We start from the raw sequence: 22,052 nt of genomic DNA, 5'->3' as shown, positions 1-22,052 counted from the left end.
AGTGAGTCGTCGTGTCCTGGATCGTCCTGATCGTCTCCGGTGTCCTCGAGGCCGTGTGGGCCACCGCCCTCGGCAAGTCCGAGGGGTTCACCCGACTCTGGCCGTCCGTGATCTTCGGGTTCGGCGTCGTCGCCAGCCTGTCCGGCCTGGCCTACGCGATGCGCGATCTGCCCACCGGCACGGCCTACGCCGTCTGGGTCGGGATCGGCGCCTCGCTGACCGTGCTCTATGGCATGTTCATCGGCGGCGAGGGCTTCTCGCTCGTCCGCACACTGCTGGTCCTCGGGATCGTCGGCTGCGTGATCGGGCTCAAGCTGCTGCACTGAGTCGGCGCCTTTCCAGGCGACGTTCCGCGCCATCGCATTGCAGGAGAACGATCGTTCCCCTAGGCTCGGAACCCCAGGGAGAGCACCGGTACGGCAGGTGCTCCCCGCCCCGAAGGAGGAACCATGCCCACTCGTTCTGCACGCACCGCCTGGAACGGCTCGCTCGAGACCGGCGAGGGCCAGGTCGAGCTCTCGAGCTCGAAGCTCGGCACCTACGACGTCTCGTTCCCCAAGCGCGCGGCCGACGACGCCAACGGCTCGACCAGCCCCGAGGAGCTCCTCGGCGCCGCGCACTCCGCCTGCTACGCCATGCAGTTCTCGGCCGTCCTCGGCCAGGCCGGCGGCACCGTCGAGGCGCTCGACGTCCGCGCCGACGTCTCGCTCGGCCCGGACTCGGCCGGCGGCTTCAAGCTGACCAAGATCGCCCTCGTCGTCAGCGGCGAGGTCTCCGGCATCGACGAGGCCGCCTTCCTCAAGGCCGCCGAGGACGCGAAGAACACCTGCCCCGTCAGCAAGGCGCTCACCGGAGTCGAGATCACCCTCGACGCCACCTTCGAGGGCTGACGCTCCTCGCTCACGCACACGAGCACCCCGTCGCGCATCGCGGCGGGGTGCTTCTGTGCGTGCGGTGGGGGATCTCGATACGCCCGCTCCGCGGGCTGCTCGATCAGCAGGGAGGGACCCCGCGTCAGGCGTCCGCGCGGTAGCGGAAGCCGGCGCCGAGGTGCTCCTCCGGCAGGCGGTCGCCGCGGCCGTGCAGCTTCTGGCGGAGGGTGCCCTCGACGTACTCGTCGGGGTAGGCGCCGCGGCGGCGCAGCTCCGGCACGATGAACTCGACGACGTCCTCGAAGGTGCCCGGGGTGATCGCGTAGGCGAGGTTGAAGCCGTCGACGTCGGTGTCCTCCACCCACTCCTGCAGGTGGTCGGCCACCTCGGAGGGCGAGCCGACGATGAACGGGCCGAGGCCGCCGATCGCGCCGAGCTTCGCGATGTCGCGGACCTTCCACTCGCTGCCGTCCTCGTTCGCCTCCTGGAAGTTGGCGACGGTCGACTGGATCGCGTTGCTCTTCACGTTGCCGATCGGCTCGTCGAGGTCGTACTGCGAGAGGTCGATGCCCATCCAGCCGGACATGAAGACCAGCGCGCCCTCCTCGCTCGCGTAGGAGAGGTAGTCGCGGTGCTTCGCGTGCGCCTTCTCGCTGGTCTCGTCGGTGATGATCGTCAGCAGCGTGTAGATCCTCGCGGAGTGGCGGTCGCGGCCGGCCGCCTCGAGCGCGTCGCGGATCCGCGAGACGGTGGCCTTCAGGCCGGCCTTGGTCGATGACGCGACGAAGATCGCCTCCGCGTTGCCCGCCGCGAAGCGGATCCCGCGCGGCGACGCGCCCGCCTGGTAGATGACGGGGGTGCGCTGCAGCGACGGCTCCGAGAGGTGGATGCCGGGCACGGTGAAGTTCTTGCCGCGGTGGCCGATCTCGTGCACCTTCGCCGGGTCGGTGAACACGCCGGACTCGCGGTCGCGGAGGACGGCGTCGTCCTCCCACGACCCCTCCCACAGCTTGTAGAGGACCTCGAGGTACTCGTCGGCGACGTCGTAGCGGTCGTCGTGCTCGAGCTGGTCCTCGTGGCCCATGTTGCGCGCGGCGCTGGGGAGGTAGCCGGTGACGACGTTCCAGCCGACGCGGCCCTTGGTCAGGTGGTCGAGCGTCGACATGCGGCGTGCGAACGGGTACGGGTGCTCGTAGGCGGTGCCGGCCGTGATGCCGAAGCCGAGGTGCTCGGTCGCGGCGGCCATCGCCGAGACGAGCAGGATCGGGTCGTTCACCGGGACCTGCGCGCCGTGCCGGATCGCGGCCTCGTTCGAGCCGCCGTAGACGTCGTAGGTGCCGAGGACGTCGGCGATGAAGATGCCGTCGAAGGTGCCCCGCTCGAGCAGCTTCGCCAGATCGGTCCAGTAGGAGAGGTCCTTGTAGCGCCAGGACTGGTCCTGAGGGTGGCGCCACATGCCCGAGGACTGGTGGGCGACGCAGTTCATGTCGAAGGCGTTGAAGCGGATCTGACGAGTCATCCCTCGATCGTGCCCAGAGTCGCCGGGAATCGGCACCGCTGTCGTCGCACGACGTCACAAAGCGATGCCCGTCGGACTGCGCCTGCAACCCGAAACAGCGCGACCGCTGATTCGGGTTGTAGCCTTAACCCGAAACAATGCACCCGCTGATTCGGGTTGTCGAGGGGAGCCGGATGACGTCCGAGTGGCCGGCGCACGAGTACGAGACGCGGCCCTGGCGACAGACCGTCCGGGCCGGCACGCGCGCTGACCGGATGCTCAGCGAGGTCGTGGTCGCCCTGCCGCCGCTGATCGCGGAGTCCTCCTGGGAGCCGCCGCCCGCCTCTCGGCCGGCCCTCGACGACGCGCGGCACGCGGTCATCGCCCTGGACGCCGAGTACGGGAACCGGCTGGGGGTGCTCGGTCGGCTCCTGCTCCGAACCGAAGCCGTCTCCTCCTCCAAGATCGAAGACGAGGACGCGACCCTGGAGGACTACGCCCGCGCCACCGTCGGCATCCGGGCGAACTCCAGCGCGACGTCGATGGTGGCGGCGGCCGACGCGATGACGGGCATGGTCGACGCCGCCGGCCGGACCGGACTGATCGACGAGGCCGCGATCCTCACGGCGCACCGGATCCTGATGGCCGACGACCCGGTGGACGCCCGCTACGCCGGGGCCTACCGGCCGATGCAGAACTGGATCGGCGGCAGCGACCACTCCCCGCGCGGTGCGGTGCACGTCCCGCCGCCGCCCGAGGCGGTCCCGGCGCTGATGGCCGACCTGATCCGGTTCTCGAATCGGAGCGACCTCGACCCGATCGTGCAGGCCGCGATCGCGCACGCGCAGTTCGAGTCGATCCACCCCTTCACCGACGGCAACGGGCGCATCGGCCGCGCGCTGATCACCGCGATCCTCCGCCGTCGCGGGCTGACGAGGACCACGGTCGTCCCCGTGGCGTCGGCGCTGGTCGCGGATCGCGAGCGCTACTTCGAGCTGGTGAACGACTATCGGGATGGGGCGCTCGCGCCCTTCGTCGACGAGCTCGCGCGGGCCTGCGCGGTCGCGGCTCCGGAATCGGCCCGGACGGCCGCCGTCCTCGAGGCGCTCCCCGCGGCGTGGTGGGCCGCCGTCCGGCCGCGCGCGGGGAGTGCGGCGGCGCTCCTCCTCGACGGGCTCCTCGATCACCCGATCGTCACGACTGCCCGCGCGATCGAGCTGACCGGACGGGCGCCCTCGAGCGTCGGCGCGGCGATCGGGCAGCTCGTCGCCGCAGGCGTGCTGACGGCGCTGACCGACCGCAAGCGGGACCAGGCCTGGGTGGCGGTCGACGTCCTCGACGAGCTGGCCGACCTGGAGGACCGCATCGGCACGGCGATGCTCGACGCGCAGTCGGGCTGAGCCGGTCGAGCTGCTCGCCCTCTACGCCAGCTCGCGGGCCAGGAAGCGCACGTGCTCGCGGATCTGGAACACCTCGCCGCCCTCGTGGCCGTTGAACGGGTAGACGCGGATCTCGCGCGGGCCGGCGTAGCGGTTGTAGGAGGCGTAGACGGTGGAGGGCGGGCAGATCTCGTCGAGCAGGGCGACGGAGAACATCGCCGCGACCTCGGCGTGCGGGGCGAACGAGGTGCCGTCGAAGTAGGACAGCGTGTCGAAGACGAACGACTCCGAGCCGCGGTGGGTGCGCAGGTAGCGCACGACCTCGCCGTAGGGCATGGTCTCCACGATCCGCACGGCGTGGCCGATGTGGCTGAGGAACGGGACGTCGATGATCGCGGCGCGCGCCGACTCCGACTCGCCGAGCAGGCCCAGGATGCCCGCGACGGCGAGGCAGATGCCGCCGCCCTGGCTGCCGCCCGAGATCGCGACGCGCGCGGGATCGATGGCGGGGTGGGCGCGCAGCACGTCGAGCGCGCGGACCGCGTCGGTGAAGACGCGGCGGTAGAAGTGGTCCGCGGGCGACTCGATGCCCTGGGTCATGAAGCCGCTGACGTGCGGGCCGCTGCCGACCGGGTCGGGGGTGTCGCCGCCGCGGTGGCCGGAGCCCTGGCCGCGGGTGTCCATCACCAGGTGCGCGTAGCCGGCGGCGCTCATCGCGGTCCACTCGTCGACCAGGCCGCGGCCGCCGCCGTAGCCGATGTAGGTGACCAGGGCGGGGAGCGGGCCCTCGACGCCGCGGGGGAGGATCAGCCAGCCGCGGATCGGGTGGCCGCCGAAACCGGAGAAGGTGACGTCGAACATCTCCAGGAGCGGGAAGCCGGCGTCGACGGGCTCGAAGACGGGCTCGGTCGCGAGGCCGCGGGCCTCGGCGATGGTCTCGCGCCAGAAGTCCGCGAAGCCCTCGGGCTCCGGCAGGTCGGGCTGGTACTGCTCGAGGAGCTCGAGCGGGAGGTCGAACTGCGGCATCGCGGTCTCCGGGGTCGTTCGTCAGCGGACGCTCGAACCTATCGCGGCGACACGCGTCCGCGGTGCCTGGACGCGGCGTGGGAGTGCGCCCCAGGACGGAATTCCTCCCCTCCGCGGGCGTTCCCTTCCCCATGACCACTTACGGAATCATCGGAGCAGGCAACATCGGCAGCCAGGTCGCGCGCGCGGTCCTCGCCCAGGGCGACGAGGTCGTGATCGCGAACTCGCGCGGTCCCGAGACCCTCGCCGACCTCATCGCGGAGCTCGGCCCGAAGGCGCGCGCCGCCACGGCGCAGGAGGCGGCCGAGGCCGCGGAGATCGCGGTCGTGACCGTGCCGCTGAAGAACCTCGAGGAGGTGCCGGTCGCGCCGCTCGCCGGGAAGATCGTCCTCGACACGAACAACTACTACTTCGAGCGCGACGGCCGCATCGAGGCGCTCGACAAGGGCGAGACGACCACGAGCGAGATGCTGCAGAAGCACCTCCCGGAGTCGAAGGTCGTCAAGGCGTTCAACCACATCATGGCCGCGGACATCACGACCGACGGCACCCCTGCCGGCAGCGAGGACCGCCGCGCCCTCGCCACGTCGAGCGACTACCCCGAGGCCGTGCACTTCGTCACCGACCTCTACGACCGCCTCGGCTTCGACACCGTCGCGATCACGCCGCTGAGCGAGTCCTGGCGCGTCGAGCGCGACCGCCCCGCCTACGTGGTGCGGCAGAACCGCGAGGAGCTCGAGGCCAACCTCGCCAAGGCGCCGCGCACGGTCTGACCGAGCGGTCGGTCCGACCCCTCGTCCCACGGGAGGGGGGCAGCGCCTGCGACACTGGAGCGAGACCCACCGCGCACCAGTGAGCCCGCCGGCTCCGAGAGGAGAGGTCCGCGCATGCCCCCCGAGATCCCCGACGTCCCCGCCGTCGATCGGCTGACCCGCCGCGGCCTCACCCGCCGCGGCGTCGTGCTCGGCGGCCTCGCCGTCCTGCCGCTGCTGAGCGCCTGCACCTTCGACTCCGCGTCCCCCTCGGACTCCGAGCCGCAGGAGGCGCCGCGCACGCAGGCCGCCGCGCCCGCCGGTCCGGTGACGCTCGCCGCCGACGCCGCGAGTGCGAGCGCTCTGCTGTTCACCGCGGCGCCGCTCGTCGTCGTGGTGGAGGACGTGCCCGCCTCGGTGCTGCTCGCCGCGCAGGTGAGCATCGCCTGGGGCGTGCCGCTGCTGGTGGAGAGTGCCGGATCCACGTCGACCGCGACGGCCTCGGCCTCGCCGTCCGACTCCTCGATCGACGCCGAGCTCGCCCGGCTCGGCACCACCCGAGTCGTCGCCGTCGGCGCCGTCGCGGAGCACGCGGGTGTCGACACCGTGACCGCCGCCGCCGAGGCCGCCGCGATCGAGGAGGCGACCGGAGTCGCGGTCGGCGCGCTCGACGTCGCCTCCCTCGTCGCCCTCGCGCCCGGTGCCCCCGCGGCGCCGCCCTTCGGCGCGCTGCCGACGCGGGCAGAACCGCTCGCCGGGGTGACCGCCCTCGCCCAGGCCGCCGACGTCGCGGCCGTCGCCAACGCGCGCGCCGTCGGCGTCCCGGTGACCCTCGTCGGCGACTCCGTGACCGACCTCCTCGCCTCGGGGCCGGCCGTCACCGCGATCGCCGACGCGGGCGCCTCCTGCACCCTGCTGCTCGGACCCGTGCTCGCTGCGCAGTCGCTGCCGGAGTGGTCCGTGCGCGCCGCCGCGAGCGGCTGGCAGCTGCCCGGCGGCGGGCAGCGTCTCTTCGGCGGGCACCTCTACGTCGCGATCTACGGCACGCCCGGCGCACCCGTGCTCGGCGTGCTCGGCGAGCAGGGCCTCGACGCGACCATCGCGCGGGCGGAGGCGGTGGCCGAGCCGTACCGCTCGCTCACCGATCTGCAGGTGGTGCCGAGCCTCGAGATCATCACCACCGTCGCGGCGGGCAGCGCCGGCGGCGACGGCGACTACTCCAACGAGCTCGACCCCGCGGGCATACGCCCCTACATCGACGCGGCCGCCGCGGCGGGCATGTACGTCGTGCTCGACCTGCAGCCGGGCCGCTCCGACTTCCTCACTCAGGCGCAGGCCTACGAGGAGCTGCTGCGCCTCCCGAACGTCGGCCTCGCCCTCGATCCGGAGTGGCGGCTCGCGCCCGACGAGGTGCCGCTCGCGCAGATCGGCCGCGTCCAGGCCACCGAGGTCGACAGCGTCTCGAGCTGGCTCGCGGACCTCGTGCAGCGCGAGGGCCTGCCGCCGAAGATGTTCGTGCTGCACCAGTTCCGGCTGTCGATGCTGCAGGACCGCGACAGCATCCGCCGCGACCGCCCCGAGCTCGAGTTCCTGATCCACGTCGACGGCCAGGGCGGCCAGCCCGACAAGCAGGCCACCTGGAATGCCCTGCACGAGGGCGCCCCCGAGGGCATCGCCTGGGGCTGGAAGAACTTCTACGACGAGGACCTCCCGATGCTGACCCCCGCCCAGACGATGGCCCAGGTCGCCCCCCTCCCCGACCTGATCACCTACCAGTAGCCCCCCTCCGCGAGATGCCACTTGTGCACGCGACCCGCCGTGAAAAGCGTGCACAAGTGGCATCTCGCGGTCGGGGTCAGCGACATGAGCGCCGTCGAGGGAGACCTCGTCGATGTCGACGGTCGTCCTGGTGAGGAGGCGGGTCATGCTTCGTGCAGGCCACGCTCCAGGGTGTCCCCGGAGTGTGCGCTCGCGACCGCCGAGAGGAGTCACGTCCACCCGCTGACGTCTGAGTTCTCGCGAGATGCCACTTATGAGCGCGACACGCCGTGGAAAGCGTGCACAAGTGGCATCTCGCGGAGGGGGACGGACGGGGCCGGGGTCAGGAGGGCTGGTGGGCGGCCTCGCGGCGGCCCTCCTCCTTGGCCTGCTCGACGAGGGTGGCGACGCGGCGGCGGGAGCGGGTGCGGCCGGCGAGCAGCGCGGCGAGGATCAGCGCGAGGCCGAGCAGGACGGCGAGCTGGGGCAGCGGGACGGCGGCGGTGGTGGTCGACTCGGTGAGCGGGGCGATGTCGACGGGGTCGAGGCCCTCGGGGGTGACGACGGTGGGGGCGACGGTGAGGTCGGTGCCGACGGCGAAGAGGGGCCAGACGTCGTCGAGCTGGAGGGTGACGGCGCGGCGGTCGCCGGGGAGCAGCTCCTGCTGGGCGGCGTCGGCGGCGACGAGCGGGGCGGAGGCGCCCTGGGCGGTCGCGCTGCCGTCGAGGAGGAGGCGGACGTTGCCGGTGTTGACGATGTCGGCGGTGACGGTGAGGGAGCCGGGCTGGAAGGGGTTCCAGGAGAGGCGGTAGTCGCCGGTGAGGTTCTCGACGGCGACGGCGGGGGCGACGTCGCCGGTGACGCGGGTCATCACGCGGAAGCCGATGCGGCTCTCGACGCCGACGGAGGAGCCGCCGACGTCGGTGCCGACGGAGACGAGGGAGGCGGCGAGGCCGGCGGCGTGGTCGCCGGGCTCCGCGTCGTCGGGGACGGTGACGGTGAAGGGGACGATGCCGGTGCCGCCGGGCTCGACGGTGACGGTCTCGGGGGCGGTGATCCAGGTGCCGGCGTCGACGGACTCCTGGTCCGAGGGGAGCATGTTGAAGCGGCCCTTGTCGGTGAAGTAGCCGTCGGCCGCGTCGATGCGGAACGTGACGGTCTGGTCGCTGAGGTTGCGGACCGCGGCCTGCTCCTCGGCGGTGGCGCCGGGGTCGAGGTCGAGCTCGACCCAGGAGCGCTTGTCGACGGCGCCGTCGGTCGCGGGGCTGACCGCCCAGGTGATCTGGTCGGTCGCGGCGAGGGCCGGGGGAGCGGCGGTGAGCGCGAGCGCGCCGACGAGGACGGCGAGGAGGGCGCGGAGCACGGAGGTCATGGGGAGTCCAGGTTCTCACGGAATGGGTCTCGATACGCCGCCTGCGGCGGCTACTCGACCAGCATGCAAGGAGCGGGCGGGGCCGCTGCATGCGGATCGAGTAGGTCGCGGAGCGGGCGTATCGAGATCCACCGTGTCCAGCACGCCGGGTCTCGATACGCCGCCCATGGCGGCTACTCGACCGACATGGACAGCGCGGGCCGACCGCTCGCGGGACCAGCCCGCGGAGCGGGTCCGTTCCATGCTGATCGAGTAGGCCGCGGAGCGGGCGTATCGAGATCCACCGTGTCCTGCAGGGTGGGTCTCGATACGCCGCCTGCGGCGGCTACTCGACCAGCATGACGGGGCCTACTCGAAGAGGGAGAGGGTGAGGGTCGAGCTGTAGTCGCCCGCGTCGACGGTGGTCGGGGTCTTGAGGGTCAGGGCCGCGTTCGCGGTCCAGGAGCCCTCCTCGGCCACTCCAGCGCTGTCGTTGGTGATGGCCAGGAGCTCCTGGTCGACGAGGCCGACGCCGTCCGGGCCGCCGTCGATGGCGGTGTCGACGACGTCGCCCTCGGCGACGAGTCCGGAGTCGCCGCCGTCGATCAGGTTCGGCGCCCAGCCGAGGTTCTCCGCGCCGATGGTGTCGCCGGTCGACGAGGTGAAGTCGCTGGCGGTGCCGAGGACGTACCAGCCGGCGCCGGCGGGGATGTCGGCGGCGTCGCGGGTGTCGGTGACGGTGACCGTGGGCAGGGTGCCGGTGAACTGGCGGACGACGCTGGTCGAGCCGTTCTCGGTCAGGGCGGTGGAGTCGCTCGCGACGGTCATCGAGAGGGCGCCGCCGCCGGTGAGCGGGGCGATCTGCACGTTGACGTCGACGTCGTCGGCGCCCTGCTGCTCGTCGGCGAACGCGGTGCCGGCGACGCCGAGCAGGAGCAGGCCTCCGGCGATGCCGGCGGTTCCGCGGAGGAGGAAGGAGCGAGTGTTCATCAGGGTGTTCTCCGTTCTCGAGACGGCGTCGTCGCCGTCCGGTTCAGTGGTGTCGGGTGGTCAGTGGAGTCTTGGAAGGAACAGGGTTCAGCCGCAGCTCGCCGCCGCGTACGGCGCCGTGGCCGTCGCGGTGGCGGGCTTGCCCGCGACGAACGCGGTGGCTGTGGCGGTCGCGGAGCCGGCGGGCAGCGCGGCGGTGCGGGTCGTGAACGAGTGGGTGACGGACTTGCCGGCGGCCACCTCCTCGAACGTCTTCGAGCCCGAGGTCGAGGTGACGACCATCTTCACCGGGAAGGCGTTCGGGTTCGTCGCGACGACCGAGAGGACGACCTTGCCCTGCACGCAGCGGGTCGACGCCGTGGCGGTCGCCGTGATGGCAGGGGCCGCGGTCGGCACCGTCTGCGGGCTGACGCTGGTGAGGGTCGGGACGACCTTCTGCATCAGGCCGGTCGCCGGGTCGAAGGTCACCTTGTCGATGGTGGTCTCGCGGTGCTGGCCGTCTCCGCCGGGGATGGCGAAGCGGTGGTAGGCGATGTACCAGTCGTCGGTGCCGGGGACGTTGATGATCGAGCTGTGGCCGGTGGCGAGGATGCCCTGCGAGGGGTCCTTCTCCAGGATCACGCCGCGGTAGGTCCACGGTCCGTCGATGCTCGTCGAGGTCGCGTAGCCGACCTTGTAGTTCTCGGAGCCGGTGTCGTCGATCGAGTAGGTCAGGTGGTAGAGCCCGTTGCGGTGGTTCATGAACGCGCCCTCGCGGAAGTCCGTGAGACCCGAGATCGTCTTGATGGTGCCCGCCTTGACCGAGAGCATGTCGTCCGAGAGCTCGGCGTACACGGGTGCGCCGTTGCCCCAGAAGAGGTAGCTCTTGCCGGTGGCCGGGTCGGTGAACGCGGCCGGGTCGATGGCCTGGCCGGACTTCACGGACTCGCCGTTGGTGATCATCGGGGACTGCTGCGCGGTGAACGGGCCCATCGGGCTCGACGCCACGGCGACGCCGATCGTCTTGCGGTCGAGCGCGGCGTTGTGGCCGGAGAAGTAGAAGTAGTACTTCCCGCCCTTCTCGATGATCGTCGGCGCCCAGGCGTTGCCGGTCGCCCACGGGACGTTCCCGTTCGCGCCGTCGAGGGTCAGGATCGGCTGCGCGGAGCGGGTCCAGTCGACGAGGTTCTTCGACGACCAGGCGTAGAAGGTCTTGCCGCCCCAGCCGGGGAAGCCGTCGGACGTCGCGTAGAGGTAGTAGGTGTCGCCGAAGACCGCGATGTTCGGGTCGGCGTAGAGGCCCGGGAGGACGGGGCTCTTCATCTCGACGGCCTTGAGCGTCCAGGTGGTGGTCGCTCCGCCGCCGGCCGGGGTCAGCACGACGGTCTGCGGGGTGCGCAGGTCGCGGACGGTGCCGGAGGCGGGGCTCGCGGTGACGCCCGCGGCGGTCGAGTAGGTGGCGGTGAGCTTCGAGCGGTCCGTGCCGGGCTTCACCGGGAGGGTGACGGTGCGGGTCCCCTGGTCGACGATCGGTGCGGTCTTCAGCACGTCGCCGGTGAGCGTCACGTCGGCCAGCACGGTGGTGTTGCCGGAGGAGGCGAGCACCTCCGCCGAGCTCAGCGCCCGGTTGTAGAGAGCGAACTCGCGGACCTGGCCGCGGAAGCGGTTGTCGGCGTCGTAGTTCGAGCGGCCGATGGAGTTCGCTGTGGTCGTGCCGCCGCCGATGTCCTTCGGGTCGGCCGTGACGGTGCCGCCGCCGACGCGGACGCCGTCGAGGTAGAGCGTCGCGGTGGTGCCGGAGAGTGTGTAGGTCAGTTGCGCCCACTGCCCGCGGGGCACGGCCGAGCCGGAGGAGACGGTCTGCTCGGTGGTGTAGTTCCCGGTGGTGAGGCTGGTGCGGTAGTTGTTGCCGGAGGTGAAGAGGTAGCCGTCACCCGCGCCGTTGGTGGTGTTGCCGAGGCCGTAGAGGAAGTACGCGCCGCTCTGCGCGGGGTCGATCCAGACCTCGGTCTGCACGGTGACGTCGGTGACGCCGGCGAGCAGGTCGTCGGGCAGCTCGATGTAGTCGTCGGTGCCGTCGAGCTTCACCGAGCCGGTCTGCCAGGTGCCGCCCGAGACGATCGTGCCGTTCAGGCCGTTGCCCGAGCTGTCGGTCACGGTCGTGCCGGAGCCGCCGTCGAAGGTGTAACGGAGGATCTCGCCCTTCGAGTTGACGGGCTTCGGGGTCGGGCCGGTGCTCGTGGCGCCGTAGGCCGCAGTGATGCGGGCCTCCTCGGCGCTGGAGAGCCGCAGCACCGAGCCGTGGCGGAAGGGCTTCGAGAACGAGTAGGTGTTCGCTCCGGTGGTGCCGACGGGCAGGGCCGTGAACAGCATGTCCGCGAGGGTGTCGGTGACGTAGGCGGAGTAGCCGAACGAGTCGCCCATCACGACCCAGCGGCCGTCGGGCAGCTGGTAGACGGTGAGGCCCTCGAGGTGGTCGGCGAGGCCGCGGGAGGTCTCCTCGCCGCGGGCGATCACGCGGGTCCACGGGCCGGCCAGGCTCGAGGCCTTGTCGACGACGGTGCGCCAGTCGGAGGTGGAGAAGCGGTAGTAGACGCCGTTCTCGACGGCGATGGTGGTGTCGATGATGTTCGGGCCGTCGGCGTTGTTGGTCGACGAGTTCTCGTCGAGCCAGACCTTCGGGGTGGAGAAGGTCTGGAAGTCGCGGGTGGTGGAGACGTAGACGCGCAGCGCCCAGTCGTCGGTGCTCACCTGCGTCCTGTCGCGGCCGGACCAGTAGACGTAGTACTGGCCGGTGGCCTCGTCCCAGATCGCCTCGGGCGCCCAGACGTTGCCCGCGTTCGGCGCGCCGGCGAAGACGAGGTTCTGCTGGCCCCAGGTCACGAGGTCGGTGGAGCGCCAGACGACGAGCTTCTGGCTGGCGTTCACCTGGTCCCAGGAGCCGCCGCCGGCGGTGCCCTCGGCGTGCAGGTCGGTGCCGAGGATCCAGTACTCGTCGCCGGTGGGGGAGCGGACCAGGTGCGGGTCGCGGACGCCGAGCGTGCCGGCGAGGTTGGCGAGCACGGCCTTGTCGTTGTTGAGCTTCGACCAGTGCAGGCCGTCGGTGCTGGAGCCGAAGTAGATCTTCTCGTAGTCGGTCGAGGCGAAGTGGGTCCAGAGGTAGCCGGCGTCGTACTCGGTGTCGAGGTCCGCGGGCGCGGCGGTCACGGTGACCGGGAGCTGCCGGGTGGCGGTGGTGCCGGGGACGGTCGCGGTGAGGGTGACGGGGGTCGAGGCGGCCTGGCGCTTCACGACGCCGGTGGTGCTGACGACGGCGGTGTTCGAGGAGGTCCAGGTGACGTCGTAGGAGCCGGCCTTCGCGGGCAGCGTGACGTTGCCGCGGACGTCGCCGGCGTTGACGATGCTCAGCGCGTCGAGCGCCTTCTGCGCGTCGGCGTTCGCGTCCTGCGCGGGCACGGTGGCGGTGAAGGTGCGGGTCTGCGTCGCGGAGCCGCGGGTGACGGTCGCGGTGAGCACGGCCTGGGCGGTGCCCGTGGCGGGCCGGGTGACGACTCCGCTCGAGGAGACGACGGCGGCGTTGCTCGAGGACCAGGCGATCGCCGAGCCGTTGGGCCCGGTGGTCGGCAGGGTGAGGTTCGCGGTGACGGCGGAGAGGTCGCCGAGGCTCAGCGCGGCGGCGTCGCGGGTGGTGCGCGTGCCGTCGCTCGCCTGGAGGGTCGCGACGTCGGCGGCGCTGAGCGCGCTGCTGTAGATGCGGAAGTCGCGCACCGAGGCGGCGAGGAACTTGTCGCCGGTGTAGACCGAGCGGCCGATCGCGTTCGCGGTGGTGCTGCCGCCGCCGATCGCGCCGGGGGTGATGGTCACGCCGGTCTGCTGCGCGACCTGGGTGCCGTCGAGGTAGAGCCGCGCGGTGTCGGAGGCGTCGTCGAGCGTGTAGGTGAGCGTCTTCCAGACCCCGCGGGCGAGGTCGGCTCCCGAGTTCACGGTCTGCTCGGTGGTCCAGTTGCCGGTGGCGATGGAGGTCTTGTAGCTGTTGCCCGTCGTGTACAGGTAGCCGTTGCCCGCGTTGTTCGTCGTGTTGCCGAGGCCCCAGATGAAGTACGGGGTGCCCTGGCTCGGCTTCACCAGCACCTCGGTGCTCACGGTGATCGAGCTGAGGCCGGCGAGCACGTTGTCGGGCAGCTTCACGAAGTCGTCGACGCCGTCGAGCGTCACGCCCGCGGCGCCCGAGGCGACCGCGCCGCCGGAGAGGACGCCGTCGCGGCCCTTGCCGGAGCTGTCGACGGCGGTCGTGCCGCTGGTCGCGTCGAGCGCGTAGCGGAGGACGAGATCGTCGGCCGGAGCGGCTGCGGCGGACTGCGCCGTCAGCAGCGGGACGGTGAGCGCGAGAGCCGTCACGAGGACGACCGGTCGCAGGAAGGGCTTCATCGCACTTGCTCCTAGTTCGGCACCATTGCTGAAGGGAAAGGCTCCGGCACGCACCGGCGATGTTCACGGTAACACGATGTTGACGTCAACGCGACGGGAATCCGAAGGGGATTTCCGCGCCTCGGATCGGTCGCGCCGAGACGTCGAGAACGGTCGCCCCGAGAGTTCCGAGGCGACCGTTCATGACGGATCGAGTGGCGCTGCGCCCGGACGTCAGGTCCGGTTGCGGGCCATCACTGCGCGCTGCAGGAGCACGAAGACGAGCAGGATGCCGCCGGTGATGATGGTGGTCGCCTCGGGCGGGATGCCGCCGTCGCGGGTGATCAGGACGTTCATCAGGCCGAGGACGAGGGCGCCGATCACCGAGCCGAGGACGAAGCCGACGCCGCCCGTCAGCAGCGTGCCGCCGATGACGGTCGCCGCGATGGCGTCGAGCTCCCAGCCGGTGCCGGTGATGTTCTGCGCGCTGCCGAGGCGGGCGGTGTAGACCACGCCGGCGAGGCCCGCGAGGGTGCCGCTGATCACGTAGATGAGCAGCTTGGTCCGGACGACGGGCAGGCCCATCAGCGCGGCCGACGGCTCCGAGCCGCCCATCGCGTAGACCGTCCGGCCGAGGCGGGTGCGGTGCAGCACGAAGAACGCGGCGGCGACGACGAGCACGGCGATGATCACGCCGGGGCTGATCACGAAGTCGTTGACCTTCGGTCCGTCGATCAGCTTCATCGGCGTCGCGAGCGACAGCACGGCCGAGTCCTCGGGGAGGCGCTCCGGGACGGTGCTCAGCATCGAGGCGAGGCCGCGGGCCAGGAACATCATCGCGAGGGTCGCGATGAACGGCTGGACGTTGAAGTACTGGATCAGCACGCCCGAGATCAGGCCGAACGCGGAGCCGATCAGCACCATCAGCAGCATCACGAGCCAGGGGTTCCAGCCGCTGTTGATGAGCAGCACGCCGCTCACGCTGCTGAAGGCGATCACCGCGCCGACCGAGAGGTCGATGCCGCCGGTGAGGATCACGAAGGTGAGGCCCACGGCGAGGATGATCAGGTGCGCGTTGTTGATCAGCAGGTTCGAGATCGTGCTCGCCTGCAGGATGCGCCCGTAGGCGACCTCGCCGTAGACGATCATGCCCAGGAAGATGACCAGGGCGGCGAGGGTCGGCAGCTTGTCGAGGTGCTGGCTCAGCCACGAGGTGGCGGAGGAGCGGTTCGACTTCGCCGGCGGGGCGGGTCGGGTCAGCACGGCGCTCATGCGGGGATCGCCTCTTTCTGCGGGACGCTGCGGCGCGCCTCGCGACGGTTCTTGAAGGCGGAGCGGACCCGCTCCGACTGCAGCAGGCACAGGGCGACGATGACGATCGCCTTGAAGGCGGGTGTCGCCGAGGACGAGACGCCGAGGAAGACGACCGTCTTGTCGAGGGTGGCGATCAGGATCGCTCCGACGGCCGCTCCGGTGATGTTGAACTTGCCGCCCGCGAGGGAGGTGCCGCCGACCACGACCGCGAGGATCGCGTCGAGCTCGAGCTGGTAGCCGGTGCGCGAGACGTCGACCGTCATCACGCTCGCGGTGGCGAAGACGCCCGCGACGCCGGCGAGGACGCCGGAGCCGATGTAGGCGGTCATCAGCAGGCCGCGGCGGTTGATGCCGGCGAGGCGGGCCGCCTTCGGGTCCATGCCGATGGCCTCGATCATCAGGCCGAGCGCGCTGCGGCGCACCAGGACTCCGACGACCACGACGATCGCGATGGCGAGCAGGAAGACGACGGGGAGTCCGAAGACGTAGCCGTTGGCGAGCCAGCGGAACGGCTCGTTCGTGGCGGCGGTGTTCTGGCCGCCCGTGATGACCTTCGCCAGGCCGCGGCCGGCGAGCATCACGACGAGCGTGCTGATGAAGGGCTGGAGTCCCACCACCGAGACCAGGACGCCGTTCACGGCGCCCAGCACTCCGGCGACCAGCAGCGCGAGGCCGAAGGCGGCCGCGGCGGCGCCGAGCGAGTCCGGCGCGCCCTGGGCGTTGAGGAACTCCATCGAGACGGCGCCGGCGACGACCATGATCGAGCCGACCGAGAGGTCGATGCCGCCGGTCGCGACCACCAGGCACATGCCGACCGCGATCATCAGGATCGGGGCGGCGGCGCGGGCGATGTCGATCACGTTGCCGACGAGATAGCCCGTGGTCGGGCTGACGGTGACGCCGAGGTAGCTCGGGTCCTTGACGACGTTGACGAGCAGCAGCAGCACGATGGCCACCGCTCCCCAGAAGTACTGACGACGGATCAGGCTCGCGAGGAGCGAGCCCCGGTCCGGTCGCGTGTCGCTGCTCATGATGCGGCCTCCTGCGTGGCGCCTTCGAGAACGACGACGTCCTCGTCGACGACTCCCTCTGCGGCGATGGTAGTGACGATCGACTCCGCAGTGACAGCGGGTCCGTTGAGGATCTCCGCGATCACGCGGTGGTCCTTGAGGACGATGATGCGGTCGCTGAGGCGGACGACCTCGTCGAGCTCGGACGAGATGAAGACCACGGCGACGCCCTCGCCGGCCAGGGCGACGACCTTCTCCTGGATCTCGGCCTTGGCTCCGACGTCGATGCCGCGGGTCGGCTCGTCGAGGATGAGGATCTCCGGGGCGGTGGCCAGCCAGCGCCCGAGGAGCACCTTCTGCTGGTTGCCGCCGGAGAGCTTGCTGATCGGGCGGTCCGGGTCGGCGGGGCGCACGTTGAGCTCGACGAGGTACTTCGCGACGATCTCGTCCTTCTCCTTCTTGGAGAGGGGGCGGGCCCAGCCGCGCTTGGCCTGGACGGCGAGGATGAGGTTCTCCCGGACCGAGAGGTCGCGGATGATGCCCTCGTCGCGGCGGTTCTCGCTCGAGAAGGCGATCTTGTGCGCGAGTCCGGCGGTCGGCGTCGGGACGTCGACCTTCTTGCCGTGCAGTGTGATCTCGCCGGTGTCGGGCTTGTCCACGCCGTAGATCAGGCGGGCGAGCTCGGTGCGGCCGGAGCCGAGGAGGCCGGCGAAGCCGACGACCTCGCCGCGGTGCAGGGTGAGGTCGGTGGACTCGATGGAGCCCTTCTTGGCCAGGCCCTTCGCGGTGTAGAGCGGGGCCTCGCGGTAGAGGTGGTCGCTGTCCGCGCGCTCGGAGTCGAGGGAGCGCAGGGCGGCGATGTCCTTGCCGATCATCTTGGAGATCAGCGAGGTGCGGTCGAGCTCGTGGGTGAGGTACTCGCCCACGTAGGTGCCGTTGCGCAGCACGGTGAGGCGGTCGCTGATCGCGTAGACCTGGTCGAGGAAGTGCGAGACGAAGAGGATCGCGACGCCCTCCGCGCGGAGGCGGCGGATGACGACGAAGAGGTTCTCGACCTCGTTCGCGTCCAGGCTCGAGGTCGGCTCGTCGAGGATGAGCACGCGAGAGTCGCTCACCGTGGAGCGGCTGATCGCGACCAGCTGCTGCATCGCGATCGAGAGCGAGGAGAGCGGGCGGCGCGGGTCGAGGTGGCCGAGGCCGAGGCGCTCGAGGGCGCGCTTCGCGGCGTCGTGGGTCGCCCGCCAGTTGATGCCGAAGGGACCGCGCACCTCGTAGCCCAGCATGACGTTCTCGCCGATGCTGAGGTTGGTGCAGAGGTTGACCTCCTGGTAGACGGTCGAGATGCCGGCCGCCTGCGCATCCGCGGTGCCGGCGAGGCGCCGGGGCGTCCCTCCGACGACGATCTCGCCGCTGTCGATCTTGTAGACGCCGGTCAGCGCCTTGATGAGGGTGGACTTGCCGGCGCCGTTCTCGCCCATGAGGGTGTGGACCTCGCCCGGGAACAGGCGGAAGTCGACACCGTCGAGGGCTTTGACGCCGGGGAAGCTGATCGAGATGTTCTTCATCTCGACGATCGGAGGCGAATCCGCCATGTCGCGTCGTTCCGTTCTCGAGTGGCGCTGCTCTGCGCCGGAGGTGGGAGCGACCGGGACCCGCGGTGGGGTCCCGGTCGCTCCGGAGGGGGGTGGTGCTTAGAGGTGTTTTCTAGAACTTGCGGTCGGGCAGGGCGGTCGCCGCGGCCTCGGGCGAGTCGAAGGTCTCGCTCGGGACGACGATCGAGGACTCGACGGTCTCGCCGGCGAGGGTCTTCTCGACGGCGTCGAGGGCGGTCTCGCCGAAGAGCGGGTTGTACTCGGCGACGAAGCTGAGCTCACCGTCGGCGAGGGCCTGCAGGGCGTTCTTGGTGCCGTCGATCGTGGCGATCTTGACGTCGACGCCCGGGGTGAGGCCGGCCTCCTGGACGGCCTGGACCGCGCCGAGACCCATCTCGTCGTTCTGCGCGAAGACCATCTGGACGTCGTTGTTGTTCGACTTCAGGACGGTCTCGAAGACGCTCTTGGCCTCCTCGGTGGACCAGTTGGCGGTCTGCGCGCCGACCTTGGTGAAGGCGGAGTCGGCGCCGATGACCTCGTCCCAGCCCTCGTTGCGCTCGTTGACGACGGAGACGCCGGCGGGGCCCTCGAGGGTGAAGTACTTGGCGCCGTCCGGGAAGGCGCTCTTCGCCCAGTCGGCGACCGAGGTGCTGACCGCGATGTTGTCCGGCGCGATGCGGGTGACGTAGAGGTCGCTGTTGTCCGGCTCGATGCCGCGGTCGATCAGGATGACCGGGATCTCGGCCTCCTGAGCGCGCTCGAGCGAGTCCTCCCAGCCGGAGCCCTCCGTGGCCGACAGCAGGATGATGTCGACGCCCTCGTCCACGAAGGACGTGAAGGAGTCGATCTGCGACTTCTGGTCGCCGTTGGTGGCGGGGGCGTACTTGAGGTCGTAGCCCGCGTCGGCGGTGAACGTCTCCTCGATGTTGGTCTCGTTCGCCTGACGCCACGCGCCCTCGGGGCCGACGGCCACGAAGCCGATGGTGGTGACGTCGTCTCCTCCGCCGCCCGCGGCCGTGTCCGAGCCGCCGGAGCAGCCGGCGAGGCCGAGCGCGAGTGCGCCGACTGCTGCGAAACCGAGGAACTGGCCGAAACGCCTCGTGTTGTACATGGATCTCCTCCTTGAGATCACGGACGCGCGGGAGCGCCCGTGGGTGCGGGCCCAGGGGCCCGGATGTGATGAGTGCAGTGCGGGCCTGGCGCCCGAGGTGCAGTGAGTGCAGGATGTGCGGTGGACGCCCGTCGTGAAGTGACACGTCCGGGTGCGTCCTGGGCAAAATGTTACCGTGAACAATTCTTGTGACGCAACAGCGCATCGGCGTCTCCGGTAACGATCGTGCATTAACGCCGGAGACCCGCCGCCTCCCGGGGGAGGGGCGGGTCTCGATACGCCGCTGCGCGGCTACTCGACCAGCATGGAGGCCGCTGCGCGGCTACTCGACCGGCATCAGGCGGGTGCTACTCGCCGTGCTGCAGGCGGCGCCGCAGGAGCAGCGCCCCGCCGCCGAGCAGGAGCGCGAGCGCTCCGAGCGGCAGCAGCGACAGGTCGGTGCCGGTGGCGGCCAGGTCACCGTCGGGTCCGGCGACGGGCGCGGGCTCGTGCGGTGCGGGATCGCCCGGCGCCGGAACCACGGGCGGCGCGGTCTCGGTCGGCATCGGCACGGGCGTCGCGGTGGCGGTCGCGGTCGGCTCCGGAGTGGGCGTCGGCGTCGGCACCGGCTCCGTCCCCTCCTGCGCCAGCACCGGGACCGTCGACCAGTCGATGTCGCTCGCCAGGCCGTACGAGGTGTACGACGGCTGGTTGTACGCGGTCTGCTGGCGCGCGACCTCGACCCGGTACTGCGGGTCGTGCATCAGCGTCGTCAGCTTGCGGTCGGTGACCTCGGTGCTCGAGTAGATCCGGATCGCGCTCGAGTCCGCGGTCGGCAGCAGCAGCTCCTCGCGCCAGTCGCCGAGCACGTCCGCCACGAGAGACGGGTTGCCCTTCGTGCCGTTGTTCGTCACGGTGCCCTCGGCCGAGAGCAGCACGGTGCCGTCACCGGTGACGATCGTCGGAGTGACGGGCGTCGCGTCCTGCATCGTCGTGCTGGCCACGATCTGCGTGGTCATGTCCGCGGCCCAGCGGATGCTCTGGTTGGTGCCGGGCTGCTCGGCGGGATCCCCGCCGTCGAGCGGGTCGCCGCTCGCCGAGAGCTTTCCGATCGCCCAGACCTCCTGGCCGGGGATCGCGGGGTCGATGTCGCCGATCATCCCGCGGCCGGTGTCCTTGCCGGAGTAGGCGCCGAAGAGCACCTCGCCGGTCGCGGCGTCGCGCAGCGCGTAGCCGTAGGGCGCGCCGACGCCGCCCTCGTGCACGCTGAAGATCTCGAGCCCGGGGTTCGCCGGGTCGATGTCGGTGACGTGCATCGCGTCGCCGTGGCCGAGCTTGGCCTCGGTGCCGGGCGCGCTGCTGCCCTCGGGCAGGGTGTCGTAGGAGCTGTAGAGCAGGCTGCCGTCGTCGTCGAGGGTGGCGGAGCCGTAGACGATCTCCTGCCGGCCGTCGCCGTCGACGTCCGCCGCGCTGAGCGAGTGGAAGCCCTGGGTGGTGAGCGTCGCCCACTCCGGGCTGGAGCCCTCGCGGCCGTGCGGGGTGTCGTTGAAGGGGTTGGTCAGCGGGACGTGACCGCTGTCGGCGACCCAGCGCTGCGACAGCTCGCTGCCGTCCCAGTCGTAGGCGACGACGACCGCGCGGGTGTAGTAGCCGCGGGCGAAGACGGCGGACTGCGTCTCGCCGTCGAAGGAGGCGACGCCCGCGAGGAAGCGGTCGTTGCGGTTGCCCGGCTCGATCCGGGAGTAGGCGTAGTCGCCCCAGAGCAGGCCGTCGTCGCCGCGGGCCGGCTCGTAGGCGACGGTCTGCAGCTCCTCGCCGGACTCGCCGTCGAAGACCGTGAGGTACTCGGGGCCGGTCAGGATGAAGCCCTCGAAGGTGGTCAGGTCGTTGCGGTCGCTCCGGCTCGGCGCGTAGACGTCGATGAAGTAGTCGGCGAGCTCCGTCGCCCCGGCGCGGTCGAGCGGGTAGGCGTGCGTCGGCGCGATGCCGAACGCCTCCTCGAGTGTGGCGGGCCACTGACCGGAGGTGACCTCCTCGCGGGTGCCCCAGCCCTCGAAGATCCCGATGAGGTGCTCGCGGTAGCCGGCGGCGGAGAGGCGGTAGTCGTCCTGCGGGGTGACGCCCGCGGCGACGTCCTCGGGGAGGAGCGTGATCGACTCGGCGCGGGCGGTGTCGCCGCCGGGCAGGATCGTCGTGCCCGGCGCGGTCTTCGTCATGATCTCGGAGCGGCCGTCGCCGTCGAAGTCGGAGACGAGGAACTGCGTGTAGTGCGCGCCGGAGCGGATGTTCACGCCCAGATCGATGCGGTGCAGCAGTGTGCCGTCGGCCTCGTACGTGTCGAGATAGGTGCTGCCGGTGTAGCCCTTCTGCGAGACGTCCTTCGCGTTCGAGGGGTACCACTTCACGACGTACTCGTAGTCTCCGTCGCCGTCCATGTCGCCGACGCTCATGTCGTTGGCGCTGTAGGTGTAGGCCTCGCCGGCCGGAGTGACGCCGTCGGCCGGCTTCTGCAGCGGCAGCGTCTCGAAGGCGTCCGCAGAGGCGGTGGCCGGAGCGCTCGGTTCGCCGGGCTCGCCGTCGACGAGCGGGACGACGCGGTACTCGTCACCGGGCGCACCCGCCGGGTCGTGCAGGTTGGTGCTGTCGGTGACGACGCCGATCCGCTCCGCCCCGCGGTAGACGGCGAAGTCGGCGCCGACCATCCCACTGTCGGAGGAGCCGGTCACCTCCGTCGCGAGCAGCCGCCAGCTGACGAAGACGCCGCCGTCGGGCGAGGCGAGCGCCACGACCCCGCGGTCGAGGTCCTCGAGCTGCGCGGTGAGGACGGGGTTGGCGGGGACGGCGGGCGGCGCGGTGGTCTGCGCTGCGGCAGTGGACGCGCCGGTCAGCGCGAGCCCCGCGGCGAGCGCGAGGCCGAGGCCGGAGCGGAGCGCCCCGGCGGCGGTGGTCGGACGGAACGGACGTGAATTCGGCATTGAATCCCTCGGCATCGATGGTCCGGGATGCAGGAATGCGCTTTCCCCGGTCCCGCGCC

The 22,052-nt window shown here is 71.1% G+C and carries 15 protein-coding genes; 5 read left to right on the top strand and 10 right to left on the bottom strand.

Translation table 11 applies throughout. The features are described 5' to 3' along the window. Positions 1-11: 11 nt before the first annotated feature. Positions 12-326 (top strand): multidrug efflux SMR transporter, encoded by a 315-nt coding sequence (locus MT351_RS02365; protein WP_123734643.1) that lies wholly within the window; start codon positions 12-14, stop codon positions 324-326. 123 nt (positions 327-449) lie between these two features. After that, positions 450-890 carry an OsmC family peroxiredoxin gene (locus MT351_RS02360; RefSeq protein ID WP_123444486.1) on the top strand — a complete coding sequence of 147 codons (441 nt, stop codon included), beginning with the start codon at positions 450-452 and terminating at the stop codon, positions 888-890. 124 nt (positions 891-1,014) lie between these two features. Here MT351_RS02360 and MT351_RS02355 read toward each other — a convergent pair whose 3' ends face one another. Continuing rightward, a complete protein-coding gene (locus MT351_RS02355; RefSeq protein ID WP_123734644.1) occupies positions 1,015-2,391 on the bottom strand; it encodes an LLM class flavin-dependent oxidoreductase in 1,377 nt (458 codons plus the stop codon). 173 nt (positions 2,392-2,564) lie between these two features. Here MT351_RS02355 and MT351_RS02350 point away from each other — a divergent pair, with 173 nt between their 5' ends. Next, the gene (locus MT351_RS02350) at positions 2,565-3,770 is read left to right on the top strand and encodes a Fic family protein (protein ID WP_132435224.1); all 1,206 of its coding nucleotides are present in this window, start codon (positions 2,565-2,567) and stop codon (positions 3,768-3,770) included. Positions 3,771-3,791: 21 nt separating this feature from the next. Here the strand turns inward: MT351_RS02350 and MT351_RS02345 are convergent, their stop codons facing one another. Then, positions 3,792-4,775 carry an acetylxylan esterase gene (locus MT351_RS02345; protein ID WP_123734646.1) on the bottom strand — a complete coding sequence of 328 codons (984 nt, stop codon included), beginning with the start codon at positions 4,773-4,775 and terminating at the stop codon, positions 3,792-3,794. A gap of 131 nt (positions 4,776-4,906) precedes the next feature. On the opposite strand from MT351_RS02345, the gene MT351_RS02340 reads away from it, so the two are divergent. Both MT351_RS02340 and MT351_RS02335 read left to right on the top strand, forming a co-directional pair. Then, positions 4,907-5,548: an NADPH-dependent F420 reductase gene (locus MT351_RS02340; protein ID WP_123734647.1), complete on the top strand. Its 642-nt coding sequence runs from the start codon at positions 4,907-4,909 to the stop codon at positions 5,546-5,548. 114 nt (positions 5,549-5,662) lie between these two features. Next, a complete protein-coding gene (locus tag MT351_RS02335; protein ID WP_243581119.1) occupies positions 5,663-7,306 on the top strand; it encodes a hypothetical protein in 1,644 nt (547 codons plus the stop codon). A gap of 322 nt (positions 7,307-7,628) precedes the next feature. Here the strand turns inward: MT351_RS02335 and MT351_RS02330 are convergent, their stop codons facing one another. The 8 genes from MT351_RS02330 to MT351_RS02295 all read right to left on the bottom strand — a co-directional run bounded on the left by MT351_RS02330 (position 7,629) and on the right by MT351_RS02295 (position 21,993). Continuing rightward, the gene (locus MT351_RS02330; RefSeq protein ID WP_123734649.1) at positions 7,629-8,657 is read right to left on the bottom strand and encodes a WxL protein peptidoglycan domain-containing protein; all 1,029 of its coding nucleotides are present in this window, start codon (positions 8,655-8,657) and stop codon (positions 7,629-7,631) included. A 348-nt stretch (positions 8,658-9,005) separates the two neighbouring features. After that, positions 9,006-9,626: a hypothetical protein gene (locus tag MT351_RS02325; protein ID WP_123734650.1), complete on the bottom strand. Its 621-nt coding sequence runs from the start codon at positions 9,624-9,626 to the stop codon at positions 9,006-9,008. An 87-nt stretch (positions 9,627-9,713) separates the two neighbouring features. Beyond that, entirely contained in the window at positions 9,714-14,033 is a 4,320-nt protein-coding gene (locus MT351_RS02320) for a family 43 glycosylhydrolase (RefSeq protein ID WP_243581118.1), read from the bottom strand. A 213-nt stretch (positions 14,034-14,246) separates the two neighbouring features. After that, positions 14,247-15,284, bottom strand: a complete 1,038-nt coding sequence (locus MT351_RS02315) for a sugar ABC transporter permease (protein WP_123446514.1) — start codon at positions 15,282-15,284, stop codon at positions 14,247-14,249. Further along, the gene (locus tag MT351_RS02310) at positions 15,281-16,357 is read right to left on the bottom strand and encodes an ABC transporter permease (protein WP_123446515.1); all 1,077 of its coding nucleotides are present in this window, start codon (positions 16,355-16,357) and stop codon (positions 15,281-15,283) included. Before MT351_RS02310 ends, MT351_RS02315 begins: the two co-directional genes overlap by 4 nt. Next, entirely contained in the window at positions 16,354-17,928 is a 1,575-nt protein-coding gene (locus MT351_RS02305; protein WP_123734652.1) for a sugar ABC transporter ATP-binding protein, read from the bottom strand. Before MT351_RS02305 ends, MT351_RS02310 begins: the two co-directional genes overlap by 4 nt. A 112-nt stretch (positions 17,929-18,040) precedes the next feature. Continuing rightward, complete coding sequence (locus MT351_RS02300) at positions 18,041-19,039, bottom strand: ABC transporter substrate-binding protein (protein WP_123734653.1); 999 nt, start codon at positions 19,037-19,039, stop codon at positions 18,041-18,043. A gap of 347 nt (positions 19,040-19,386) precedes the next feature. Further along, positions 19,387-21,993: a rhamnogalacturonan lyase gene (locus tag MT351_RS02295; RefSeq protein WP_165908984.1), complete on the bottom strand. Its 2,607-nt coding sequence runs from the start codon at positions 21,991-21,993 to the stop codon at positions 19,387-19,389. Positions 21,994-22,052: the final 59 nt, after the last annotated feature.

The organism is Rathayibacter sp. VKM Ac-2926 (genome assembly GCF_022815565.1).
Classification (GTDB): Bacteria; Actinomycetota; Actinomycetes; order Actinomycetales; family Microbacteriaceae; genus Rathayibacter; species Rathayibacter festucae.
Note: the sequence above shows the minus strand (reverse complement) of the source record. Positions and strands in the feature narration are given on the sequence as shown.

Coding starts and splice junctions, on each gene's coding strand:
- MT351_RS02345 (WP_123734646.1), bottom strand. CDS start 4,775: ATGCCGCAGTTCGACCTCCCGCTCGAGCTCCTCGAGCAGTACCAGCCC.
- MT351_RS02335 (WP_243581119.1), top strand. CDS start 5,663: ATGCCCCCCGAGATCCCCGACGTCCCCGCCGTCGATCGGCTGACCCGC.
- MT351_RS02350 (WP_132435224.1), top strand. CDS start 2,565: ATGACGTCCGAGTGGCCGGCGCACGAGTACGAGACGCGGCCCTGGCGA.
- MT351_RS02295 (WP_165908984.1), bottom strand. CDS start 21,993: ATGCCGAATTCACGTCCGTTCCGTCCGACCACCGCCGCCGGGGCGCTC.
- MT351_RS02330 (WP_123734649.1), bottom strand. CDS start 8,657: ATGACCTCCGTGCTCCGCGCCCTCCTCGCCGTCCTCGTCGGCGCGCTC.
- MT351_RS02310 (WP_123446515.1), bottom strand. CDS start 16,357: ATGAGCAGCGACACGCGACCGGACCGGGGCTCGCTCCTCGCGAGCCTG.
- MT351_RS02355 (WP_123734644.1), bottom strand. CDS start 2,391: ATGACTCGTCAGATCCGCTTCAACGCCTTCGACATGAACTGCGTCGCC.
- MT351_RS02360 (WP_123444486.1), top strand. CDS start 450: ATGCCCACTCGTTCTGCACGCACCGCCTGGAACGGCTCGCTCGAGACC.
- MT351_RS02320 (WP_243581118.1), bottom strand. CDS start 14,033: ATGAAGCCCTTCCTGCGACCGGTCGTCCTCGTGACGGCTCTCGCGCTC.
- MT351_RS02325 (WP_123734650.1), bottom strand. CDS start 9,626: ATGAACACTCGCTCCTTCCTCCTCCGCGGAACCGCCGGCATCGCCGGA.
- MT351_RS02340 (WP_123734647.1), top strand. CDS start 4,907: ATGACCACTTACGGAATCATCGGAGCAGGCAACATCGGCAGCCAGGTC.
- MT351_RS02300 (WP_123734653.1), bottom strand. CDS start 19,039: ATGTACAACACGAGGCGTTTCGGCCAGTTCCTCGGTTTCGCAGCAGTC.
- MT351_RS02315 (WP_123446514.1), bottom strand. CDS start 15,284: ATGAGCGCCGTGCTGACCCGACCCGCCCCGCCGGCGAAGTCGAACCGC.
- MT351_RS02305 (WP_123734652.1), bottom strand. CDS start 17,928: ATGGCGGATTCGCCTCCGATCGTCGAGATGAAGAACATCTCGATCAGC.